The sequence below is a fragment of the Paenibacillus sp. FSL H3-0333 genome, from assembly GCF_038002805.1.
Lineage (GTDB): Bacteria > Bacillota > Bacilli > Paenibacillales > Paenibacillaceae > Paenibacillus_AQ > Paenibacillus_AQ silagei.
On the sequence record NZ_JBBODG010000002.1, the window covers coordinates 1 to 22,628 of the forward strand.

26 protein-coding genes and 1 riboswitch are annotated in these 22,628 nt (G+C 53.6%); of the genes, 18 read left to right on the forward strand and 8 right to left on the reverse strand.

All coding sequences use genetic code 11. The features are described 5' to 3' along the window. Positions 1-233 precede the first annotated feature (233 nt). From MHH78_RS33455 to ytxJ, 4 genes are all read right to left on the reverse strand, one after another. Positions 234-689: a hypothetical protein gene (locus MHH78_RS33455; RefSeq protein WP_341170431.1), complete on the reverse strand. Its 456-nt coding sequence runs from the start codon at positions 687-689 to the stop codon at positions 234-236. A gap of 134 nt (positions 690-823) precedes the next feature. Beyond that, positions 824-993: riboswitch (cyclic di-AMP (ydaO/yuaA leader) on the reverse strand. Between the two features lie 206 nt (positions 994-1,199). Further along, positions 1,200-2,531: a WD40 repeat domain-containing protein gene (locus MHH78_RS33460; RefSeq protein WP_341170432.1), complete on the reverse strand. Its 1,332-nt coding sequence runs from the start codon at positions 2,529-2,531 to the stop codon at positions 1,200-1,202. 107 nt (positions 2,532-2,638) lie between these two features. Next, a complete protein-coding gene (locus MHH78_RS33465; RefSeq protein ID WP_036722203.1) occupies positions 2,639-2,881 on the reverse strand; it encodes a glutaredoxin family protein in 243 nt (80 codons plus the stop codon). Further along, a complete protein-coding gene (gene ytxJ / locus MHH78_RS33470; RefSeq protein ID WP_076083788.1) occupies positions 2,878-3,204 on the reverse strand; it encodes a bacillithiol system redox-active protein YtxJ in 327 nt (108 codons plus the stop codon). The genes MHH78_RS33465 and ytxJ overlap by 4 nt, the downstream gene beginning before the upstream one ends. Before the next feature lie 228 nt (positions 3,205-3,432). On the opposite strand from ytxJ, the gene MHH78_RS33475 reads away from it, so the two are divergent. Together MHH78_RS33475 and MHH78_RS33480 are read left to right on the forward strand one after the other, a co-directional pair. Next, a complete protein-coding gene (locus MHH78_RS33475) occupies positions 3,433-4,155 on the forward strand; it encodes an SDR family NAD(P)-dependent oxidoreductase (RefSeq protein ID WP_341170433.1) in 723 nt (240 codons plus the stop codon). Positions 4,156-4,204: 49 nt separating this feature from the next. Further along, the gene (locus MHH78_RS33480) at positions 4,205-4,840 is read left to right on the forward strand and encodes a ThuA domain-containing protein (protein ID WP_341170434.1); all 636 of its coding nucleotides are present in this window, start codon (positions 4,205-4,207) and stop codon (positions 4,838-4,840) included. A gap of 93 nt (positions 4,841-4,933) precedes the next feature. Here MHH78_RS33480 and MHH78_RS33485 read toward each other — a convergent pair whose 3' ends face one another. Beyond that, on the reverse strand, positions 4,934-5,833 hold the full coding sequence (locus MHH78_RS33485; protein WP_076083836.1) for a CHAD domain-containing protein: 900 nt from the start codon (positions 5,831-5,833) through the stop codon (positions 4,934-4,936). A 223-nt stretch (positions 5,834-6,056) separates the two neighbouring features. Here MHH78_RS33485 and MHH78_RS33490 point away from each other — a divergent pair, with 223 nt between their 5' ends. After that, positions 6,057-6,962, forward strand: coding sequence for a lipoate--protein ligase family protein (locus MHH78_RS33490; RefSeq protein ID WP_341170435.1), 906 nt, complete (start codon positions 6,057-6,059; stop codon positions 6,960-6,962). Between the two features lie 374 nt (positions 6,963-7,336). On the opposite strand, the gene MHH78_RS33495 is transcribed toward MHH78_RS33490, so the two are convergent. Beyond that, positions 7,337-8,119, reverse strand: coding sequence for a carbon-nitrogen family hydrolase (locus MHH78_RS33495; protein ID WP_341170436.1), 783 nt, complete (start codon positions 8,117-8,119; stop codon positions 7,337-7,339). 108 nt (positions 8,120-8,227) lie between these two features. Here MHH78_RS33495 and MHH78_RS33500 point away from each other — a divergent pair, with 108 nt between their 5' ends. From MHH78_RS33500 to MHH78_RS33530, 7 genes are all read left to right on the forward strand, one after another. Beyond that, a complete protein-coding gene (locus tag MHH78_RS33500; RefSeq protein WP_341170437.1) occupies positions 8,228-8,656 on the forward strand; it encodes a MarR family winged helix-turn-helix transcriptional regulator in 429 nt (142 codons plus the stop codon). 39 nt (positions 8,657-8,695) lie between these two features. Further along, complete coding sequence (locus tag MHH78_RS33505) at positions 8,696-9,331, forward strand: nitroreductase family protein (RefSeq protein WP_341170438.1); 636 nt, start codon at positions 8,696-8,698, stop codon at positions 9,329-9,331. Between the two features lie 37 nt (positions 9,332-9,368). Continuing rightward, positions 9,369-9,665 (forward strand): putative quinol monooxygenase, encoded by a 297-nt coding sequence (locus MHH78_RS33510; protein ID WP_076083848.1) that lies wholly within the window; start codon positions 9,369-9,371, stop codon positions 9,663-9,665. A gap of 283 nt (positions 9,666-9,948) precedes the next feature. Next, the gene (locus MHH78_RS33515; RefSeq protein ID WP_341170439.1) at positions 9,949-11,577 is read left to right on the forward strand and encodes a phospholipase D-like domain-containing protein; all 1,629 of its coding nucleotides are present in this window, start codon (positions 9,949-9,951) and stop codon (positions 11,575-11,577) included. Between the two features lie 67 nt (positions 11,578-11,644). Continuing rightward, a complete protein-coding gene (locus tag MHH78_RS33520) occupies positions 11,645-12,025 on the forward strand; it encodes a hypothetical protein (RefSeq protein ID WP_339312580.1) in 381 nt (126 codons plus the stop codon). A 115-nt stretch (positions 12,026-12,140) separates the two neighbouring features. Then, positions 12,141-12,467, forward strand: a complete 327-nt coding sequence (locus MHH78_RS33525) for an ArsR/SmtB family transcription factor (RefSeq protein ID WP_036700195.1) — start codon at positions 12,141-12,143, stop codon at positions 12,465-12,467. Between the two features lie 106 nt (positions 12,468-12,573). Continuing rightward, positions 12,574-14,352 (forward strand): SulP family inorganic anion transporter, encoded by a 1,779-nt coding sequence (locus tag MHH78_RS33530; protein ID WP_341170440.1) that lies wholly within the window; start codon positions 12,574-12,576, stop codon positions 14,350-14,352. 116 nt (positions 14,353-14,468) lie between these two features. Here MHH78_RS33530 and MHH78_RS33535 read toward each other — a convergent pair whose 3' ends face one another. After that, complete coding sequence (locus MHH78_RS33535; protein WP_341170466.1) at positions 14,469-14,780, reverse strand: ArsR/SmtB family transcription factor; 312 nt, start codon at positions 14,778-14,780, stop codon at positions 14,469-14,471. Between the two features lie 174 nt (positions 14,781-14,954). Between MHH78_RS33535 and MHH78_RS33540 the strand changes: the two genes are divergently transcribed. Then, on the forward strand, positions 14,955-15,383 hold the full coding sequence (locus MHH78_RS33540) for a nuclear transport factor 2 family protein (protein ID WP_341170441.1): 429 nt from the start codon (positions 14,955-14,957) through the stop codon (positions 15,381-15,383). A gap of 171 nt (positions 15,384-15,554) precedes the next feature. After that, positions 15,555-16,262 (forward strand): DUF1361 domain-containing protein, encoded by a 708-nt coding sequence (locus MHH78_RS33545; RefSeq protein ID WP_341170442.1) that lies wholly within the window; start codon positions 15,555-15,557, stop codon positions 16,260-16,262. On the opposite strand, the gene MHH78_RS33550 is transcribed toward MHH78_RS33545, so the two are convergent. Next, a complete protein-coding gene (locus tag MHH78_RS33550) occupies positions 16,259-16,624 on the reverse strand; it encodes an MGMT family protein (RefSeq protein WP_076083864.1) in 366 nt (121 codons plus the stop codon). The genes MHH78_RS33545 and MHH78_RS33550 overlap by 4 nt on opposite strands. 295 nt (positions 16,625-16,919) lie before the next feature. Here MHH78_RS33550 and MHH78_RS33555 point away from each other — a divergent pair, with 295 nt between their 5' ends. From MHH78_RS33555 to MHH78_RS33580, 6 genes are all read left to right on the forward strand, one after another. Then, the gene (locus MHH78_RS33555; protein ID WP_340825717.1) at positions 16,920-18,467 is read left to right on the forward strand and encodes a spore germination protein; all 1,548 of its coding nucleotides are present in this window, start codon (positions 16,920-16,922) and stop codon (positions 18,465-18,467) included. Then, on the forward strand, positions 18,464-19,621 hold the full coding sequence (locus tag MHH78_RS33560; RefSeq protein ID WP_341170443.1) for a Ger(x)C family spore germination protein: 1,158 nt from the start codon (positions 18,464-18,466) through the stop codon (positions 19,619-19,621). The genes MHH78_RS33555 and MHH78_RS33560 overlap by 4 nt, the downstream gene beginning before the upstream one ends. 2 nt (positions 19,622-19,623) lie before the next feature. Continuing rightward, a complete protein-coding gene (locus MHH78_RS33565) occupies positions 19,624-19,827 on the forward strand; it encodes a hypothetical protein (protein ID WP_076083870.1) in 204 nt (67 codons plus the stop codon). 27 nt (positions 19,828-19,854) lie between these two features. Then, the gene (locus tag MHH78_RS33570) at positions 19,855-20,979 is read left to right on the forward strand and encodes a GerAB/ArcD/ProY family transporter (protein ID WP_341170444.1); all 1,125 of its coding nucleotides are present in this window, start codon (positions 19,855-19,857) and stop codon (positions 20,977-20,979) included. Positions 20,980-21,102: 123 nt separating this feature from the next. Further along, positions 21,103-21,723, forward strand: a complete 621-nt coding sequence (locus MHH78_RS33575) for a hypothetical protein (RefSeq protein WP_341170445.1) — start codon at positions 21,103-21,105, stop codon at positions 21,721-21,723. Positions 21,724-21,780: 57 nt separating this feature from the next. Next, positions 21,781-22,581, forward strand: coding sequence for a phosphotransferase family protein (locus tag MHH78_RS33580; RefSeq protein ID WP_076083879.1), 801 nt, complete (start codon positions 21,781-21,783; stop codon positions 22,579-22,581). Positions 22,582-22,628 lie beyond the last annotated feature (47 nt).

Below are 22,628 nucleotides of genomic sequence, written 5' to 3' on the forward strand. Positions count from 1 at the left end.
GAGAGGACCTTAAAGGGCTGTATGGAGCGCAAAATGAGGCGGAATTGGTTAATTAAGCGCCCCTCAGTCCGCATGGCCTTCGGAATGGTCCCATTTGCTGAAATAGCGGATCTGTAGTCCGCATGGCCCGCTATCCATCTCCTTTTGTCGCATCCGTACCCTAATTCCGCCACATCCAACTCATTCCGCCGCACTCATTTCTATATCCCGCATATCCCGCGTTATCCCCCACCTCAACCCGCCGAAGGGCGGTGGACCGAAGGCAAGGCTGAATGTGCGGCTGCCATCTGTTCGCGTATTCCTCTGAGCCGGGCTTTGAGCTCGGGGACGCTGCACTCAAGGATCTGGCTGATGTCGGACAGGGGGAGCTGGATGCCGTACCATAAGGCACTGGCAACGTGATCGTCCCAGCTCAGCGGCGCAGAAGCGCAGCGGCTGCGGTCGTGGGAGAGCATGGCACATTGGCGGATGCACTCTCTGTAGGCAGCCTGAGCAGCGGCGTCCCCTGAGAGTCGGCCCTTCAGCCATAGTGGATGGAGGGCCACGAAGGTGGCGGTTGCAGCTTGTTCGGCGCGGACGCCTTGCTCCAGCAGCAGGCAGCTAAGCGCATAGACGGGACCGCTATATTGCTGGGTGTAGGGGTTGAATCCGGCAGTGGCGGTTAGTTTGGGCGATAAGGGGTCAGGCATGTGGTCACGTTCCTTCCTGAATCTATACTGTGCAGTTCATTCCAGCGCGCAAAAAACCGCAGGCAGAGGAGGACCTCTGCCTGCGGTTGTGGGTAACAGGCTTAAGACGCCTGGCACAAAAGCGTGGCGGATCAGGGCTCTCTCCTTACGCTTACGAGGTTAGCTGTCGGATTCGGACGGTGAGAGTCGCCCTACCTGCCGGAGACCTGCGCGTGGCATTCTCCTTCGGATTCACCCCAAGTCGGCCTGACGGCCGGATGGTTCCCCCGTTTTCCACGTGACGGAAATTCAGCGTGCATGCATATGCTCATTTTCATGAATGCATTCATTTGCTTTCAACACGAATCATACTCTCTTCAGAGGGGGTTTGTAAAAATGGAAAAGAGTGCTATTCGCCTTATTTTCAGCAAATGGCTGAATGGCTAAGCAAATGGAAGCCAAAACTCATATATGTAGCAGATTATCTGCCATTTATCTCGCTCAAGCGCTGTTTTTTATTTTTGGCAGAGCTCACCACCAAAGCGGCTCATTCTGATTCTTCCAGGCAATAATCCGCTTCATCTCACGAACGATTCCTGTTGTAATCTCATAGTCGCTGCGTTCAGTGGCATGAAGGTCCAGGAAATGCAGCATCCCTCCATAAGTCCCCACGGCCAGTATGGTCTCATCCGGATTGACAGCTAATCCAGAAATGGTGCTTCCGGCATAATAACGCCACAGCTCCCGCCCCTCTGCATCAATGAGCCTCAAGTAGCCATAGGCATCGCCAATGACAACACCGTCCTTCAGCGCTGCCGCCGCATATACCCGGGCTTCCTCGTTTACGACCGGATATTCCTGATCGGACGAGAGTTTACCTGACTCCGCATGTTCAAGGGACACAGCAAGGGTAACGCCATTATAGAAGTGGCAGGCATTGTACCACACGCTGTGCTGGTCCTTCGTAAATATAGTATAGTGCGGGTAACTGGATTCCGGATTGAATAAGTGAACCTGCCTTGAAGTTGTGTCATATAAAAGATGATCACTGCCCTGGCTGCCATAGGCAATCCATCTTCCATCCGGAGAGACGGCACCATGCGGCATGTCAATTTCAATATGCTCCATCTCATCTGCTTTATATTCTTCGAGATCAGGATGCAGCAGCTTCACCTCCCATAGCTTCTCCTGCGATTGCTGGACCAGGAAAATCCCCTGGCTTGTAACAAGCAATAACGCTTGGCCCCCGTTAAAAGGAATGACTTGCTCCAAGGGTAACTCCTGATCCAGGCTGTCTATGTCCAAAACGGGGAAGTCCGGGTCCAGCCCTTGAATCGTGCCATTCAGCTCACGCCATGTGAGATCTGCTACAACTTTTCCTTGTAGAGTGCTGTTCATGGATTGCATAATGGTAATGCCTTGAGTTCCGGCGAGTGCATAGAACTGATTGTCAGGAGATGCCCCAACCAGGCTAAACTCGTCGAATACGGAAATAACATCCTTATGTGCAGCCACAACTGCATTCTTCTCCCAAGGTGAGCCGGTGCTGAACACCACAGCATCATCACTTATGAAATGGATACCGCGAATCGCCTGCATCTCCTTCTGGAAGTGCCCGGAGAGCGGCCACGTTGCCGCCGGTAGTTGCTCCCGCAGCTCAGCAATTTCACCGTGTTCATTAGCTCCTCTAATCATCTTATAGATTTTGGCGGCGAGGGCGCCGCGTGTATCCTCTGCGGGTTCATTTCCCGCTTTGTCCCAGCCTTCTGTCAGTCCCTTATGTACGAATTGATTGACGTCGCTCACATAACGCTGTCCTTCTTCACGCCATTTGGCGGCATGCTCATCCTGTAGCCACTTCAAAGGATCAATCCTCCTTGTCCAGATATATATAAATATACAATTATTTCATCGATGAATCGCAAAAAAAAGGCGCTGCTCCTGTTGAGAGGACAGCACCTTTGCGTATATTACAGAACAGCAGCATCCATAAGCTCCTGAAGCTCAGGGAGATTGAAGCCCTTGACCGCCCGGTCCCCGGATACGGTGACTGGAATGCCCATGAAGCCCAGCTTCTCCACTTCCTCCTGATAGACGGAGCTGGTCATCACATCCCGGACCTCGAAGGGAATGCCCTTGCTCTCCAGCAGCTGCTTGACCTGATTGCACTCGCCACAGCCGGAGGTTGAATAGACAATTACGTTCGCGCTCATTGTTCCACTGCTTCCTTTATCGCTTTTTGGGTAATCTTCCAGTGTGAGGTGTTCCAGCGGACTTCGCTGTCCTCCAGCAGGAAAATCTGCGGGGATTCATGCTTGATCCCGAAATCCTCAGCGATCTGATTGGAGACAGGACGGTCTTCGATCACATGGACCACGGCTGCAGGAGTATCTGAATGCTGTGTATAGGCCTGGAATTCCTCGTTGGCCTTGGCGCTGATCGGGCAGGTGGTGCTGTGCTTGAAGAGCAGTTTTTTGCCAGGCTGCCCGATATATTGCTGTAGTTCTTCCTTAGTGTGAATTTGTTGAATAGACATTGGAGGATCACCTTCCTGGGTAAGAGTTAATGAAACCTGTTGTCAACAATTGTGTTGTTAACAACTATTAATCATGATTGTAGCATAGTTCAAAATTAAAGCAAAAGTAAAGTTCTGCTTAGCCATCCCCTCCCTTGAAGGATGTTGTTAAAGGCCTGCAGCCATGCTAATGTGGGAGGGATGAACCTAGGCTCGGTGCATAATCATGCAGATATGAGGGGGGAGCTTATGAAAAGGGTTGCTTGTGTTACCGGTGCTGACCGTGGACTGGGATTGTGCCTCGTTCGATCTCTTTTGGAGAGTAAGTACATGGTGTTTGCCGGACAGTATTTGCCGGACCCTGCGCTACTTGAAGCTTTGAAAGCGCAATACCCGGATAGCCTGAAGCTGGTTCCTCTCGATATCGGCAGTGCAGGGAGCGTAAAGGAGGCCGCGCGGAGTATTGCCGGAAGTACAGGGCACCTTGATATGATTATCAATAACGCAGGGATTATCCACAAGTCTGATGATGCAACAGTGCTCGTGGATATGGATGATGAAGCTATGGCGGAGATTTATAACGTGAACACGCTGGGTGCGCTGAGGGTGAGCAATGCATTGATGGGCTTACTGCTGCAAGGCCGCCAGCGTCTGGTGGTTAATATCTCGTCTGAGGCCGGAAGCATCGGGCGGAACAAGCGGATCAATATGTATGGCTACTGTATGTCGAAGGCCGCGCTTAATATGCAGTCTTCGCTGCTGCACAATCACCTGCGTGCGATGGGCGGACAAGTGCTGGTCTTCCATCCCGGCTGGCTGCAGACCTATATGAACGGGGAGAAGGATGCACAGGCGCCTGTAACTCCTGAAGAATCAGCAGGCAAGATCATGACGATCGTTCATAACCACAAGATGTATCTGGCCGAAGAACCGGCTTATATCGATCTGGACGGCAATCTCTGGCCCTGGTGACACGAACATTCAGGACAGGCTAACTTGGCAAAAGAGAGGTGTGTACATCATGTCTTCATACAAAGCACTGGCGTTCGGCAGCTATACTGAAGTGAAATATCATCCCTTCGAAGGGGTAGACCGTGAGCTGGAGCAGCTCCTTAAGCCGGAGCTCCAGGTGGTCTCTACGGAGGATTACGGACGGATGAACCAGGCAGAGCTGGCAGAATGCAGGCTGGTGGTCTCCTATACGGAATTCTCAGAGGAGCAGTTACCCGCTGTGCAGAGCGGAGCCTTACTTGCTTATGTGGCTGGCGGCGGCGGGTTGCTTGTCGTGCACAACGGCATATCCCTGCAGCGTAATCAGGAGCTTGGGGCGATGCTCGGTGCCCGGTTCACCCATCATCCGGCGTTCACGACGCTTCAGATGAAGGTGACTGCGCCGGAGCATCCGATTATGGAGGGGATCTCTGATTTTGTGATCGAGGACGAGCCTTACTATTTCGAGCAGCATCCCCACTTCGAGACAACGGTACTGGCCGAATATCCTCATGACGGAGCGATGAGACCGGCGGCATGGTGCCATACCTTCGGCGAAGGCCGGGTGGTCTATCTGATGCCTGGGCACCATCTGCCTTCCTTCTCTTCAGAGCCGCTGCGCCGGATGATCCGCAGAGGCGGATTATGGGCTGCCGGAATGCTATAGTACGTGACGCTTATGATAAAAGGCAGGATACCGCTTGGATAACATGCGGTGTCCTGCCTTTGTGTAAATGATAGGATGATCAGCTATGATGCCCTATTTTTGGGGCTCAGCACCAGCAACAGGGACGACCTCGTTCTGATGAAGAGCTTCCAGTACCTCTGCACGCAGCGTATCGGTGAAGGCGGCCCAGACTTTTTTGCCGACATCCAGCTCTTCGCGTCCAATCGATTGCAGCGTCTCAAGCCATACCCGCTTGTCATTAATGAGTCCGAGCTGGTCCTGGATGTCCTTATAGAAGGCTTCATGGGCATGGAATTTCTGATTCAGCGCAAAAGCAGCCGCATTCGCCGTATATCGCAGTTCCTTGGCGGCGATCCTCAGCTCATGAAGAGCTTCAAAGGCTTCTTTTGATTCAGCTTGAGGACCCTTGAATAAGGTCTTGCAGGCTTTTTTCTTCTGTTCAAAGGCGACTTCAAGCTCGCGCATGGCGACATTGGCGTCTTTTTTGGCAGCGAGGGGCTCTAGCCCTGTCTCGATAAAAGGGGTCCACAGCGCTTCGAGCGCTTGGCCGGACAGCTTGGGCAGTGCCTTCTTCAGCTTCTTGCGGGCGTCCTTCCGTGTGTCCTTCTGGTGTTCAATGACCGCCTTCAGCAGCTTGGCAGTCTTCTTATCGCCCGCCGCCTTTGCTGCCTTACGCCGGGCCTCAAACGATCCGATCAGCACATCTGCATCACGGACTCTGCCGAGCTTCTTCTGGGCCTGCTTGAAGCTGTCATACAAGTCTGCCGTTGCAGTATGGCCCGGATCAAGAATGGACAACAGGGTCAGCAGCTTGCGGCTATTGACTCTGGCCTGATGAATATCCTCATCGTTGAACCCTTTGCATGCATCCTTGCTATAGTCCTGAAAATTAATGTACAGCTTGCTCATGGCCTGTTCCCATTGCCTGGATTTGCTTAGTTGCCTGTCCTTTGCCTGTGGTACGGTGTTCATGCAGCATCACTCCTAGAGGTTGTGTATAGCATGAGCTTATGCGCGAATCTTATGGCTGGTATATTCTTCTGTACTACATTAAGGATAACGGGTTCGCTCCACCATTTCAAATCTGTAAGGGGATACACTGCCTGTTATACGGTGCGGGGAGAGATCGGTTACAATGTGAATAGTTAACGGAGTTAAGATTGGCCAGGGCTTATAGATAGAAAGGGGAATCAGCATGCGGAGTGAACCTTATGATGTACTGGAGAGCGGGGCTGCGGGTAGTCTGCCGGAACAGATGGTCCTCTTCACGCATACCGGCGGAGAAGCAGGAGAAGAAGGGGAAGAGGCATCTGCGGAGGATATGCTGATTCCGTTTGCTTTTGAAGAGGTGCTGTGCCGTGATGTCGGGGCCGGTAAGGTCCCGCCGGTGCTGCATCTCTGGAGCCACCCCGGCGGAGTAGCGCTAGGGCTGCGGGACAGCAAGCTGCCCCGCGCAGCAGAGGCGATGCAGGCGCTGGAGCAGCAGGGCATCCGTACGGCAGTCCGCCATTCGGGCGGCGCTGCGGTGCCGCTGGATGCGGGAGTGATCAACGTGTCCCTGCTGCTGCCGAAGCCTGCGGGCAAGCTGGACTTCCACGATGATTTCCGGCTGCTGGCTTCGTTGATTACCGAAGCGGTAGCCGCGGGCCATCCGCAGGCAGCGGCGCAGATCCGGGCAGAAGAAGTCACCGGGTCGTATTGCCCCGGTGACTTCGACCTGGCGATCGGCGGCCGTAAGTTCTGCGGCATTGCCCAGCGTAGACAGAGTAGCGCATACTTCGTCCACGCGTTCGTGATTGTGTCCGGCACGGGGCTCGCGCGCGGAGAGTGCATCCGTCGCTTCTATCAGGATGCAGCGGACGGCGATGCCTCCCTGGACTATCCGCGCGTGCGGCCGGAGACCATCGCCGCGCTCGCGGAGCTTGGCGGCCCGTCTACAGCGGCCGCCTTCATCGCAGGCATCCGGCAGGCGCTTGCCAGCCGGGGAACCCGCCTGCTGCCGGCGGAGCTTCTGCAGCAGGAGACAGGCTACAGCCTGCGGTACAGCGACCCGCAGGTGCTTGAAGCAGCGCGTATGCTGCGCGAGAGGTACGCCCGCTGAAGCGGGCGGCTACTGGCGGCAGCGACGGGTGGCTGAATGTATGCGAAAAACAGCATACAATATGCAGGCTGGGGTGTGCGCGGGCCAAATGTATGCGGAAAACAGCATACAATGTGCAGGCTGGGGTGTGCGCGGCTGAATGTATGCGGAAAACAGCATACAATGTGCAGGCTGGGGTGTGCACGGGCCAAATGTAGGCGAAAAACAGCATACAATGTGCAGGCTGGGGTGTGCGCGGGCCGAATGTATGCGGAAAACAGCATACATAAAATCAGCAATGCGTGCGCAGGCCGGAGGCAGTCCAAGAGGCTGATTGCGGGGGCAAGAGATGCCGCCCCCTGCGATCAGCCTCTACATATCCCCTGCCGCCCCAACTACCTATACAACTCCGGGCGCCGGTCTGCGAAGACCGGGATCTGCCCCCGTACCTCCCGGACCCGGGCGAGGTCAATCTCGCCGCGGAGGATCTCTTCGCCCCCGGAGGCCTCGCTGACAATCTCGCCCCAAGGATCGATGATCAGGGAATGTCCAGCGAAGGTATTCGCCGGATCTGCCCCTGCCCGGTTACATGCTATAACGTAGCACTGGTTCTCAATCGCCCGGCTGATCAATAGCGCGCGCCAGTGAGAGAGGCGGGGCAGCGGCCATTCGGCGCTGATGAACAGGATCTCCGCCCCTCCGGCCATATGGACGCGGACCCATTCCGGGAACCGGATGTCATAGCAGATCAGCCCGGCACAGGAGATACCGTCCAGCGTGAACAGTCCCTTGGCTGCGCCGGGCTGGAGGTAGAGATGCTCCTCCATCAGCTTGAACAGATGCAGCTTGCTATACTCCCCGGTGCACGCCCCGCTGCGGTCAAAGACATACATACTGTTCGTAACGCCGCCGTTCTCCTGCCTGACGGCAAAGGAGCCGGCAACGATATTCACGCCGTATTCCCGGGCCAGACCTGACATCAAGGCACCCGTGGTATGTCCACCGGGATCTGCGATTTCGCCCAGCCGGGTCAGGTCATATCCCGTTGTCCATAGCTCGGGAAGAATAATGCAGTCTGGACTTCCGGCGGCAGCCTCACGAATTTTGCGCTCGGCGGCAGCATAATTCACCTCCGGTTTGCCAAATGCTATATCGAGCTGAATCAGAGCTATTTTCATACTGGCAGCCTCCTCCAAAAATTATTAGTTGACGGGTCAATGAATTAGGTGTAAAGTATGTTTTGTCGAAAAGGTTTTGCACAATTTATTTGCGTGAGGGGGTTAATTTTGAGCGAAGTTCAGCCCGATGAACATAAGATCTTCGAACTGCTACAGGCCCTGCACAAAGAAATCGGCCCCAAATTCGAGCGCTGCGCCGGCATGACTCCGACCCGCTTCAGGCTGCTGCAAGAGCTGTACCAGATTTCCGAGATCAGTCAGATTTCCCTGCAAAAGCTTCTGGAAATCGATGCAGCAGCGGTTACCCGCCACTTAAAAGGGCTTGAAGAGAACGGGATGATCGCCCGCCGCAATAATCCAGCCGATAATCGGGTGACTCTCGTCTCCCTGACTGGTCAAGGCCGTGAGCATATCAATGCCTACCGGGAGAACAAGACCGAGTTCATCAGCGATCTGCTGAACGGATTCAATGAACAGGAGCGCACTGTGCTCGCAGAGATGCTTACCCGGCTCCAGCATAATATCAATGTACTGTAGCCGTAACCTATAATCAAACCCATAAAGGAGCTAATTCATATGAACACTACCAAAAACAATGATTTCATCAGCATTATTACAGGACGCCGCTCAATCCGCAAATATGATCCATCCGTCAAAATCAGCAAAGAGGAAATGACAGAGATCCTAACAGAAGCTACACTGGCACCTTCATCCGTAAATATGCAGCCTTGGCGTTTTGTGATCATCGAAAGTCCGGAAGCCAAAGCTAAGCTGGCCCCTATTGCCAAGTTCAACCAGACTCAGGTCGAAACCTCCGCAGCGGTGATTGCCGTATTCGGTGATATGAATAACTTCGATTACGCTGAACAAATCTACGGAACGGCTGTAGAACGCGGACTTATGCCTGCCGAGGTGAAAGAAAGACAGCTGGCCGCCCTGGGCGCCCACTTCGCCAAGCTGCCCGCAGATGTGAACAGAGAGACCGTGATGATTGACGCGGGGCTGGTCTCCATGCAACTGATGCTGTCCGCCCGCGCACACGGGTATGACACCAATCCGATCGGCGGATTTGAAAAGGATCAGATCGCTGAAATGTTCGGTATGGACAAAGAACGCTACATTCCGGTCATGCTGATCTCGATCGGTAAAGCGCTGGAAGAAGGCTACGCCTCCGTCCGTCTGCCTATTGACACGATTGCCCAGTGGAAATAATACTCCATACCCATGAAATTCTAGGAGGAATATCCAAATGATTATTATCCATGCGCTGCTTCATGTGAATCCTGCACGGGAGGAAGAGTTCCTGGCCACAGCGAAACCGCTGATTGCCGCCACGCACGAAGAAGAAGGGAACCTGTCCTACGAACTGTATAAGCATGCAGCAGACGGAAGTCTCTATATTATGGTTGAGACCTGGCGTGACCAGGCCGCCGTTGCCGCTCACAACACAAGCCCTCACTTCACTGGCTTCGCCGCCAAAGCGGGAGAGTTCCTGACCGCACCGCTTGATGTTAAGGTGTATAGCGCTGAGGAATTGAGTAAATAATTACGAATTAAGCGGTTCACCCTATATGATCTGGAATCCCGGGATGCTTCGGCAGTCTAATGACTGCTGCGGCATCCTTTTTTAAGAGAATAATTTATATGTTTTGGGGTCCCCGCAAAGTACCTGAGTCATCATCGAAGCTAAAGCCCCACTTTGTGGGGTTATTTTGATAGGTGCCATGCCGTTTATAAAACGTACAAGCCGGGTATCTTACCTTACCCTTACTTGGATTGTCATTTGCTGACGAAGCAAGGCGGGGAAGAACGAAGGAGATGAAGACAGCATGACTAATCTACATACCAATCACCGGTTAACCTCAATCCCGGCTGCTGCCGGGCAGGACGGGCAGCTTCAGCAGGATCTCATAGATTACGTGAATTATTATATTTCGGGCGGCTCCCTGGCCTCACTTACCGAAGGTGCGAAGGAGGCGGAGCCGGCGTTTGCCCCTCTTTTGCAAAGTGATGCCGCCCGCGCTTACCGGCAGGAGTGCGGGGGCGTCATAACCGATATGCAGCAACTCGAACACCTGCCGGGTATAAGCCAGGAATGGCTTAATCAGCTCGCGGATACAGTAGCAGGACTCGATTCCGGTAAGCTCAGGGCTCTGGCCCCGCAGACCACCCGGCATAACCGGGTAGATCCTTATGTGAACGGACCACAATGTCTGGACATGCTGCTCGGCGAGATCGGCAAGGCTGAGCGTTACATTCATCTGTCCGTGATGCTGTTCTTCAATGACCATTCAGGGAACCTTATCGCTAGTGAGCTGCTTCATGCACTTGAACGCGGAGTAGAGGTTAGAATCATGGTGAATTATACGGTCACTGCGCTCGGATACGGCCAGAACCTGGAGGTGGGGCAATTCTCCGAGATTGCCGGGCGTCTGGAGCAGGCAGGTGCAAAACTGCTGGATACCTTCCACTCCTATTACGGTGCAGAGGAATGGGCTGCGAAGCGCAAGGTGCTGAAGTCACAGGGCGTGCCTGAGAGCATCCTTTTTCTGCAGGATAAGGTTCAGGAGGATGTGGAGGTGACCGGGCTGAATGTGATTGACCACCGCAAATTCATGATTATAGACGGAATAACTTCCATTATCGGCAGTCTGAATATCGGGGACCAGTATACGTTTGCCACCCCCATTCAGGAAGCCTCGGATCAGCAGGTAGATGGACGTCCGCTCGGTATCCCCGCCAGGGAAGAGGAATGGCATGACGGCTGCTTCAGGATTCAGGGGGCTGTGGCCCAGTCGCTGAACGCTGTTTTTCACTCCAGGTGGCTGCTGCTCGGGGGAGATCACTTTGACCTGGCGTCACCCTTCTATCGTCCTGTGGTGGACTATGCATTTGGGGAGGAGGAGTGTACGCTCTTCGCGAGCTTTCCCGGCAACCCGGTGAATCTGATTCAGCAATATATTCTGGATGTGATCACCTATGCGGCCGATGAGACCCTTATTGTGAATCCTTATCTGATCGATCAGGCCTTCTGGGACCGGCTGGCTGAAGTGGGGCCGGAGCGCGCCTGCCATCTCACCATCTGCAATCCGCTGGAGGTTAATGATCATCCGACAAACCGGGCGGCGGTGCGCAGCAACATGTACGTTCCCTTTTGTAACGGCGTATCCTTCTATGATTATAGTGCGACTGAACGCTTCTCCCACTGGAAAATCATCTACGACCACAGAGCGCAGGCGGTATTTCACGGCTCTTATAATATTAATGAACGGAGTGCCTGCCATGATTACGAGCTGGGCCTGCTGGTGAAGGGCAGAAGCCTCGCGGAGAAGGTGAAGCGCATGATTGATTATGACCTCAGCGTATCGCGCCAGATCACCGGCAAACACGAGTTCTTCAAGCATCCTTGGCTGCATCCCAGCACCTATCTGAACAAAGCAACGCAGAATTACACCTGATATCCTCTCCGGTGCCCGGTCATGTATAATGACGTTATACCAATGAACGAAGATGGAGCTAATGAAGATGAACATACACATTCTTGGACAAGGTCCCCGGACCGGGGAAATCAGATTCGCGGCAGCGGAATGGGGGGAAGCCAGAGCCATCTGGTGCGGACCGCCTGTTCAGCCGGGTGAGGAATGGGTGGCAGAATGGGAGCTGCCGGCGCTGTTCATGAGCTGGGTCGATATTGTGCCTGCTCCCGGCGGTGCCTTTGGCCTGCGTATCGAAGGGGATACGGTCATCCTGACAGGCGTGCTGGAAAATATAGAGGAGGACGGCACGGGTTATCTGCGGATCGGCCGCGACCTGATCATGTTCGAATGCCTGGGCGAACCGATGGCACTGGGCGGCTTCGTCGAGCTGAGGACCCGTGAAGCCAGGCTGTATCCGGTGAATCTGTAGGGGCCGCAGGGCCCCCGGCGGACGAACTATTTCCTGCCCCGGCATAGCCACCTTCAGGCAAATGAGCTAATATAATATAATTGAAACAAGTAACAGCATAAGGAGCAGAAGTCTGATGAACAGCGATATTCAACAATTTAAGACGGAATTCTTCAAGGCGCTGGCTCACCCGATGCGGATTCGGATTCTGGAGCTGCTTAGCGAAGGCGAGAAGAATGTGAACGAGCTGCAGGCGATCCTGGGTTCGGAAGGCTCTGCGGTATCCCAGCAGCTGGCCGTCCTCAGGGCCAAAAATGTGGTCACCAGCGTCAAGGAAGGGACCACTGTCATCTATGCCCTCCGTGATCCTCTGATTAAGGAGCTTCTGGCTGTAGCCAGACAGATCTTCGACAATCATCTGGTGAGTACCATTTCCCTGCTTGAAGGCATCCGCAGCGAATAACCCCGGCCTCCGGGGGCGGATTACCCCGTTGACAAGAGCAGCGGGCAGGAGTAATGTGGGTATTATATTCAAATAATCAGATATTCAGAGAAAAGAAGGTTATAGGATGACAGGGTGGGGCCGTTTCAAAGGCTATAACATTGCTTCGCTGCGCAAGGATATCATTTCAGGGACAATCGTCGGCGTTATTGCCATCCCGCTTGGGATGGCATTTGCTATTGCTTCCGGTGTGAAGCCGGAGTACGGAATCTATACAACCATTGTGGCCGGCATACTGATTTCCTTATTCGGCGGGTCCAGGTTCCAGATTGGCGGGCCTACGGGTGCATTCATTCCTATTTTGTTCGCTATTGCCATGCAGTACGGGTATGAGAATCTGCTGATTGCCGGAATGATGGCCGGGGTGATTCTTGTCTTGATGGGTGTTCTGCGGCTGGGGGTATTGATAAAGTTTATTCCGAAGCCAGTGACCATTGGTTTTACAGCGGGGATTGCCGTTATTATCTTCAGCGGGCAGATTGCGAACTTCCTTGGCCTGAGGGACATGAAGCGGCATGAGAGCTTTATTGACAATATGAAGGAGATCGGGGCGCATCTCTCCACAATCAATCTGTACAGCATTCTGACTGCGGGAGTATGTCTCGGCGTAGTGGTGCTTGGGTTGCGGTTTGCCCCGAAGGTGCCAGGTTCTCTGATTGGACTGTTGTGTGCCACGGTTATCGCAGCCCTGTTCTTCAGCGGCAAGGTGACGACCATCGGCTCCGCCTACGGAGATATCCCGAATACACTCCCCAGCTTTCACTTCCCGGTCATTACGTGGGAAAAAATCAAGCTGCTGATCCGTCCGGCCTTTGTCATTGCGCTGCTGGGGGCCATTGAGTCGCTGCTCTCCGCAGTCGTGGCCGACGGCATGTCGGGCAGCCGCCATGACAGCAACCGTGAGCTGATCGGCCAGGGGGTCGCCAATATCGCCGCGCCGCTCTTCGGCGGGATACCGGCTACCGGTGCGATTGCCAGAACCGCCACCAATATCCGCAGCGGTGCCGCTTCTCCGCTCTCCGGGATCATTCACGGTGTGGTGGTGTTCCTGATACTGTTGCTGTTCGCCCCGTACGCCTCCAGCATTCCGCTGGCAGCGATGGCCCCGATTCTGATGGTCGTAGCCTGGAATATGAGTGAACGCAAGGAATTTCTCCACCTGCTGAAGCTGAAGACCGGGGATTCACTGGTGCTGGCGATTACCTTCCTGCTGACGGTATTCGCTGATCTGACCGTGGCGGTAGAGGTGGGGCTGATCCTGGCCGTTGTCCTCTTCGTCAAGCGTATGGGTGAGGTGCATAGAATCTCCAAGGTGCTGCCTGACCCGTCTTCCGTCAAGGTCGAGGCCCATATGGTAACAGAGAGCCACGACTGTCCGCAGATCGGAATCTACAATGTGGAGGGACCGCTGTTCTTCGGCGCTGCCTACCGCTTCGACCACACCATGCCCGAGCTCGGCCCGGATCAGCCTAAGCTTATCCTGCTGCGCATGGGCAAGGTGCCGCTGATGGATACGACAGGCGAGGCCAATCTGGCAGCGCTGGTGAAGGAGCTGCAGGCCGCTGGAGGCAGACTGATGATCTCAGGCATCCAGAGCCAGCCGCTGGAGCTGCTGAAGAAGACAGGACTATATGACCGGATTGGGGCAGCCCAGTTCTATGATCATACCGGCGAAGCGATCAATGATGCGCTGGGAAGCGTGAATCCCAGCCGTTGCCGGGGCTGCGAACATGCGGCTTTCAGAGAATGCAGCGCCCTCTCGGGGCTGGAGGAATCCTCATCGCGCAGCGCTGCCTTCAAGGGGCGCACTCCGGCGGTGGCCCGCAAGCTGAGCGGCGGGGTATAGCCCTTGTAATCCGGAAAAAGAAATCGCCTTTTTGGTAAAATGGAGGGTTCGCCTTCTATCCCAAAAGGAGCGATTTCTTTGTCGTTTAATATACCAAGTACCCGCTTTATCATATATTATCCTAAGTCTCCTGTGTGCAGAATCATATCGACCAGACCTGGGAAACGGGTATTTAAGTCATCTTTTCTGAGCGAATAAAAGTGCTGTTTGCCTTCTATGCGCGGCTGGATAATTCCAGCTTCACGAAGCATTTTAACGTGGTGGGACAACGTTGATTTTGAGATGTGGTCGACTTCAAAGGCGGAGCAGCGTTTCTCGCCAGAACTGGCTAGACAATAGGCAATCTTCATACGCAACGGGTCACCTAATGCATTACAGACCGTGGTCAGACGCATCTCTGAAACTGTAGGTATCGTTAAATTTCTCATAAGGTAGATACTAGCATAATGAATATCTTCTTTCAATGTTCGAAAATTTTCGAATTATCATTTACGTTGCTTATAGAGTGTGATATAGTTCTTCTTATGTTGAATAGTTCGAAAATATTCGAACTATAAAACCCGACTAAATATAACACTACAGAAAATTCAGGAGGTAATAAAATGTCTAACACAACAACTGCCGGTAATACCACTAATGCTCAACACACGGATAAGAACATAACCATGTTAAATAACTATTTCCGTTTGTATGATGCCTCTCGCACCGATGATCGGGCTATGCACGACTTGTTGTCACTGTTCACGCAGGATGCTGAAATTGTGTCGGGCGGGAGAAGCCGCACAGGATTCGAGGTAGTGATTAAGACTTTTTATGAACACAACAAAGACATTAAACATATGTGGGACGCATGGGTACTTCAGCCTGACGGCAGCTACCTGACCAACTGGGCAGTATGCGGACAAGCTGCCGATGGCACGGTCTATGCGAAGGCGGGTATAGATATTGTGCGTGTGAATGATATGGGGCAGATTATGTATCTGAAGAACGTGCAGACGACTGAGGAAGAGTACAGTGAATTTAATTCGTAAGCGAAATGTATGTCTTTTCAAAATATAAGAATATCCTTCTATTAAAAAGACGGCAAAGCCGTCTCCACTAGTCACCGCATTTCCCGCTAAACCTCCCGATATTGGACACTCCAGCCCCATATTTGTACAATTACAGAAATGGACTATATCAAGGTTAGGAGATTATCCTTCATGAAAGAACTGAATTATACCAAGGTCTTTATACTTTTGGCTGGAATGTCCGCGGCAACCATTGCAGTGTATCAGGTAGTTTCGCTGCAGACGGATACGTACTATGCGTTTCTGCTCTGGAATCTGTTTTTGGCTTGGGTGCCGTTCTTCTTCTCCATGGCTGCGCATGAGCTGGATAAGCGGAAGATCGGGGGGCTGCTGATTTTGCCGCTGGGCGTAGCCTGGCTGCTGTTTTTTCCGAATGCGCCTTATATTATGACTGATCTGATCCATCTGACTGTCCGCAAAAGCAAGTATATCGTCGGCGGAACGATCCAGAACCGGTACTGGTATGATCTGACCACCCTCCTCCTGTTCACCTGGAGCGGCTGGCTGACCGGATTCTTCTCCCTGTACCAGTTCCAGCACGTGATCTACCGGAAAAGCAACATGCTGCTCTCGTGGGTCTTCGTCCTGTTCGCCTGTGTCATGGGCGGCTACGGCGTCCTGCTTGGCAGAGTCTACCGGCTGAACAGCTGGGATGTGCTGACGGACCGCCATCAGCTCTACCGGCTGGTCATGGACAGTCTGAACCGGCAGTCAGTGTTCTTCAGCCTATTCGTCGCCTTTGTGCTGCTGGTGATCTATGCCACGATGTATTGCCTGCTGAACGGGCTGGCGGGCGGGAGCCGCAGGAGTTATTTCGAGGGCCGGAGGAAGATAGGTTAAGCCTCCTCCTCATCGCCGAGTTCAGGCGGAAGCTCCATGTCCATCTCCAGCTCAGGAGCCGGAACATACTGGTAGCGCTCCAGGTCAACCACGCCCCGTTCATCGAAGATAACGCCCTCTCCGGTTAAATATAGCTGCTGCAGGGAGGCGGATTCGTCTTCGGTGAGCGAGATCATTCCTTTGGCGTTGATGACCCTGTGCCACGGCAGCTTGTACTTCCTGCTCATGGAATGCAGAATGCGCACGACCTGCCTGGCCGCCCGGGGACTTCCGGCAGCCCGGGCAATCCCGCCGTAGGTCATGACGGAGCCTTCCGGGATCGACTGAATAATGAGAATAACTTTTCGCGTGAATGGTGTCATTTTACGTGCTCCTTTTACCTTTCTCTGTCTGTAACAGTCCCACCGCTGTTTTCTAACTGTACTAACCATAACATAAAGCGGCTGCTGCAAGGAGCATTTGCCTTAGTGGAGCAGCGGCTGACGATATCATACGAAGCTTGGTCCAGCCGGCCCCTCTGTTACAGAGCGGGCTTATTTGCTGTGCCGTTCAAGGGCCGGGCGGCTTCTGCTTCTCCTATCCAGCAAATTCTGGCGAATAGGAGTCAGAGAGACGGGGGATAATCAGAGCAATAGATCTCTGAGAGGAGTGATAGCGGTGAAGAACAAGCAACCTGCACTGAACAGCGAAGCTGCCGGTACCCTATCAGCGTATCCCCCGCTAAGCCCTTCGCTGGAGGAGACGGTGGATCGGCTGCGGAAGATATTCAATAACGACGGGACATTAAGAGTAAGGATTATAGAGAACAGCCAGGGCGCTCCCGTCCGCTGCGGGTTAATCTATGTCGATGGAATGGTGGACCGGAATCTGATTCAGACGGGGATCATCAAGCCGGTACTCGCTTACCAGCCTGAAGAAGAAGAGCACCGGGATCCTAAGGTTCTGATGGAGAGAATCCGGTTGAGTGTCATTGATACCCCAGATGTCATGGTCTCCGAGGAGTTGGATGGACTGATCGGGGCGGTCGTCAGCGGGAAGGCGGTGCTGCTGCTGGAAGGCTATGCCGGAGGGCTTCTCATCAATGTTCAGGGATGGGACTCCAGAGCGATAGAAGAGCCTACTACAGAAAAAGCGGTACGCGGCCCCCGTGAGGGCTTCACCGAATCGCTGCTTGTGAATCTGACCCTGATCCGCCGCAGGGTACGGGATCCGGATCTGAAAATTGAATTCACGGAAATCGGAACACGCAGCAAGACGCAGACCTGTATCTGCTATATGGGGAGCCTGGCCTCTCCCGATATTATTAAGGAGGTGTATGACAGGCTGGAGAAGGTAGAGCTTGATCTGATTCTGGACACGGGTTATCTGTCCGAGCTGATCCGCGACGAGCCCTACTCTCCGTTTGAAACCGTTGGAAGTACCGAACGGCCGGACACACTCGTGAGCAAAATCATGGAGGGCCGGGTTGCGGTCCTCGTCGAAGGCACCCCTTTTGCGCTGACCGTTCCTTATGTATTCGTTGAGAACTTCCAGGCCAGTGAGGATTATTATATCAACTATTATTTTGCATCGTTTAACCGTGTGCTTAGAGTGTTGGGAGCCTTCATGTCGATCAGTATCCCGGCTGGTTATATTGCCCTTGTAACCTATGCCCAGGAGATGGTCCCTACCCTGCTGCTGCTTAGTATTGCGACTGCCAGGCAATCGGTACCTTTTCCAACCATAGTGGAAGCGCTGCTTATGCTGACCATCTTCGAGGTGCTGCGGGAAGCGGGGGCACGGATACCGACATCGATTGGCCAGGCTGTAAGCATTGTCGGGGCGCTGGTGCTGGGCCAGGCTGCTGTGGATGCGCGGATTGTCAGTGCGCCGATGGTCATTGTGGTGGGATTGACAGGGATAACGACGCTGCTCAATCCGAGGCTGACCGGACCGCTGATCATCGCCAGACTGGTGCTGCTGGGCACCACCTTCTTCCTGGGCCTCTACGGGTATTTCTTCGGTCTGCTCGGTCTGGTCATTCACCTAATGAGCCTGCGCTCCTTCGGCGTCTCATACATGCTCGGGGTAGGCTCGATCCGCCCCCAGGATATTAAGGACACCGCTGTCCGTGCGCCCTGGTGGGATATGAATCTGCGGCCTGCGGTGATTGGCATGCGTAACCGAAGAAGGAAGCCGTCCAAGAGACCGGCCAAGCGGTCATGAGATCTCTGCTGAGAGGGTGTACCTCTCTTATCGCACTGTTGCTGTTGCTGAGCCTGGGACTCACCGGCTGCTGGAATTATGCCGAGGTGGATGATATGGCGATTGTCGCCGGAGTGGCCATTGATAAGAATGAGGATGGGAAGCTGCTGCTTACAGCAGAGGTAGTGGATACAGGCGGGTCGGCGGACAAGGCCCAGGCGGGCTACAAGATGGTCAGCCTCAGCGGGAATACGATGTTTGAGATCGTCCGCAATATGATCTCTATGACAGGCAAGAAGCTTTTCTGGAGTCATGCGAAGGCCATAATCATCAGTGAGGAAGTCGCCAGAGAGGGGCTAGTCAAAGTCATTGACTGGTACAGCCGGGACACGGAGACCCGCTCGGATGTGTTCATCTTCGTGTCTGGAGAGAAGACGGCCCGTGAGGTGCTCAATATGAAAAGCACCACGGAAGCCATCCTGTCCTTTGAATTGGCCCAGATGATGCGTGACGAGAAGTATACGAACATCGCTCCAGCTGTGGAGATCTGGGATTTCATCGACAAGCTGGAGACTTCGGGGATTAATGCGACGGCCCCAATCATTCATATTCACCGAAAAAATGGTGAGCAGAGCGAAAGGGTGGCAGGTACCGCCGTATTTGTGAAGGACCGGATGGTAGGCAAACTGAGCGGCGATGAGACGAAGACGATGCTTATAATCAAAAATGTAATGCAGGGAGGGGTGTTGGCTGTAGATGATAAGCGGGGGAATCCGGCGTATTCCCTGGAGATTGTCTCCAATCAGACCAAGCTGAAGCATGAAATGGTGGATGGCAAGCTCCAGATACAGATTCATACGGTAACCAAGACAGGGCTGGATGAGGTTATGATAACGGAGGGATTCCTTGAGGATGAGACAATTCAGGATATCGAGCAAAGGGCAGCTGAGCGGCTGCAGGCGGATATTCTGGCGTTAATTCATAAGATGCAGCAGCGATACGATGCTGATATTTTTGGCTTTGGAGAGAGCTTGTACGAGAATCATCCTAAGCTCTGGGCCAAAGTGAAAGACCACTGGCCTGAGGCCTTTGCCGGTCTTGAAGTGAGCGTCAAGTCCAAGCTGACGATACAGAGCAGTGCCAAGACTTCGCGGGCCATCCGGCTGGGGGATTAAGAATGTTCATTTACGTGATATTGATCTACGCATTGATAGCTGTAATTGATCCATATGGGCTGCGGAAGAAGGGAATGAAGCGGGATTTCCTGGTCTGCTCCGCCCTGTACCTGATCTCCTTCGGGCTGGCCTTCGCACTGTCGATGCGCTGGGAGATTCCCAGTCCGTCACCGCTGTTTGTGGAATGGGTGAAAAAGCTATATTAGAGCGCACCGCTGAAGGAGGAGGAGAGTGTGAGCAAAGAGACTATTCCGGCTGGCCAGTCCATCAGCATCGCTGTATTATTTGTCACCGGTGCTTCCCTGTTCCTGGGAACCTCGTCACAGTCCGGCAACAGCAGCTGGATTGCCCAACTGCTGGCAATTCTGCTGGCCGTTCCGCTTATGCTGGTCTATGCGAGACTCCATGTCCTGTTTCCGGGCAAGGATCTGTATGACATGCTGATTGAAGTGTTCGGATCCGTCCTGGGACGGATGCTCTGTTGTCTGTATATCTGGTATGCTTTACATCTGGGAGCGCTGGTGCTGCGCAATTTCGGGGAGTTCAGCAAGACCGTGGCTTTAACCGCAACTCCGATGCTCGCACCCATGCTTATGATTGGCCTGCTCTGTATGTGGGTGGTCCACGCCGGGATCGAGGTGCTTGGAAGAAGCGCCAAATTCCTGCTGCTGTTCTCGCTGATTGTAATTGTGGTCTTACAACTACTCTCCGTACCCAAATTTGAATACCATCATCTGAAGCCGCTACTCAATACCAGATTTAACCTTATTCTCGCAGATACAGCAGGCTCGTTCACCTTCCCTTTTGCCGAGATTGTAGTCTTCCTTGGCGCATTCAGCGCCATTCCGGCCAAGGGCTCTGCCAAGCGGGTGCTGGTCAGCAGCACATTGATTGCAGGGGGGATCATTATTATGATCACGCTGCGCAACCTGCTGATGCTCGGCCCTGATATTCTGTCCAGCCTGTACTACCCCTCTTACGTGGCGGTCAGCCGGATTAATATCGGCGATTTCGTCACCCGGATTGAAGGCTCCGCTGCCATTGTGTTTGTTACGGCGCTCTTCATCAAGGTCAGTCTGTGCCTGTATGTAACCTGCAACGGTGTGGCCAAGGTATTCAAGCTGGAGAGCTACCGGTCTGTAGTGCTTCAGATGGGACTGATCATGGTCTATCTGTCGGATTTCATCTATTCCAATATTATGGAAATGGAGTATTTCGCGTATCATATCTACAAGATATATGCACTCCCGTTCCAGGTAGTTATCCCTGTACTGCTGTGGCTTACAGCGGAGCTTCTCGCCCGCAGAAGGAACAGTAGACACAAGGCCCTTCCAGAGCAGCAGCCAGAAGGTTCATAGAGCAGCGTCAGCTATTCAGCCCCGCCCTGCGGGGCTGTCCGGTTTTCAACCTGTGCTGAAGTTAGCTATAATGAGAGGCAAGAGAGAATCTCATAGAACAGGTAGGAAAGGCGTGGATTATAGATGAGCGTATCGAGCATTGTAATGTCCTCACATTGGGGCAGAGAGGTCAGACATAAGCTTATCACGCAAGGCTCCAAGGTGCTGGCTGTGGTGTTCCCGGGACAGAATTATTCCGCCGAGCGGCCGCTGCTGGATTATGCGGGCAAGCTGGCCCGGGAATACGGCTGTGACCTGCTGCTGCTCGAATACGGCTACCAGGCTGCGAGAGTAGCCTTCAAGCGCGAGGAGATTGATATTGTTGCCGAGGAATGCAAGATTGCTCTTGCTTCGCTTCCCGACTATGAGCAACTCCTGTTCATCAGCAAGAGTATGGGGACGATTATTGCCGGTAAGGTGGCGTCGGAGCCTGGAATGGGCGAGAAGGTCTCACATCTGTTCCTTACCCCTGTGGCGGAGAGTCTCCCGTTCATCCGGCAGAGCCGGGGCAGTGTGATTTACGGCGGGAGTGACCCGATGTTCACCGGGCAGCATCCTGCCGAGCTTAGCAGCATGAAGCAGGTACGGGTCTACAGGATTGACGATGCCAACCACTCTCTGGAAGTGGATAGCGTCAACGAATCGCTGGCTGTGCTGCTGGTTATTATTAATTTCTATCATGAATTTTTCCGCGATTCACTATAAAGGGAGATGAGAGCATCTACTCGCGGATCAGTCTGGATTAGCCGGGAGGACATTGATATGCAGGGGAAGGTAATCGGTCAAGGCAGAACGGCGGAAGTGCTGGAGTACGGGGAAGGAATGATTCTTAAGCTGTACCGCGATGACGTTCCGGAAGAGCATGTGGACTTAGAATACCGCTTCAGTAAATGGGTCTATGAACAAGGTGTTGCTACTCCGCAGCCTCATGAGCGGGTAGTGGTAGAGGGCAGACCGGGAATTGTGTATCAGCAGATCGCCGGTCCGACCCTGTTACAGCAGATGAACCGGAAGCCGTGGCTGAACTTCAGCGGCTTCAAGCAGATGGCCGGCCTGCACTACAGTCTTCACCAGCTTGAGGGCATGGGAGAAGCTGGAGCGCAGAAGAAGCAGCTGGAACATCAGATCATAGCTGCACCCATGCTTGCGACAGAGGAGAAATCACAGATTCTGTCCCGGCTTGCAGAGCTGCCGGACGGGGAGAAGCTATGCCATGGCGATTTCCACCCGGACAACATCCTGATGGACAGTAAGCTGTGGGTTATTGACTGGATGACAGGCGTCCGCGGCAATCCTGCAGCGGATGTTGCACGGTCGGTAATCATGTTCAGTATCGGGGCCTTGCCTGAGCGGGCTTCTGTGTTCACTAAGGGGTTCCTGGGGTTCGCCAGGAAGCGGCTGACCGCGCAATATGTCCGCAGGTATCTGAAGCTGTCAGGCTTGACGCTTGCCGATATCAACCCGTGGATACTGCCGGTAGCAGCCGCACGGCTGGTTGAAGGACTTCCGGTTCCCGAGAAGGAGCTGCTGGTCCGCGAGATCCGCAGACGCCTGAGAGCATAGCGCTGCGGGCAACAGAATAATAGATGATATAGAGAAGGCGGAACGCA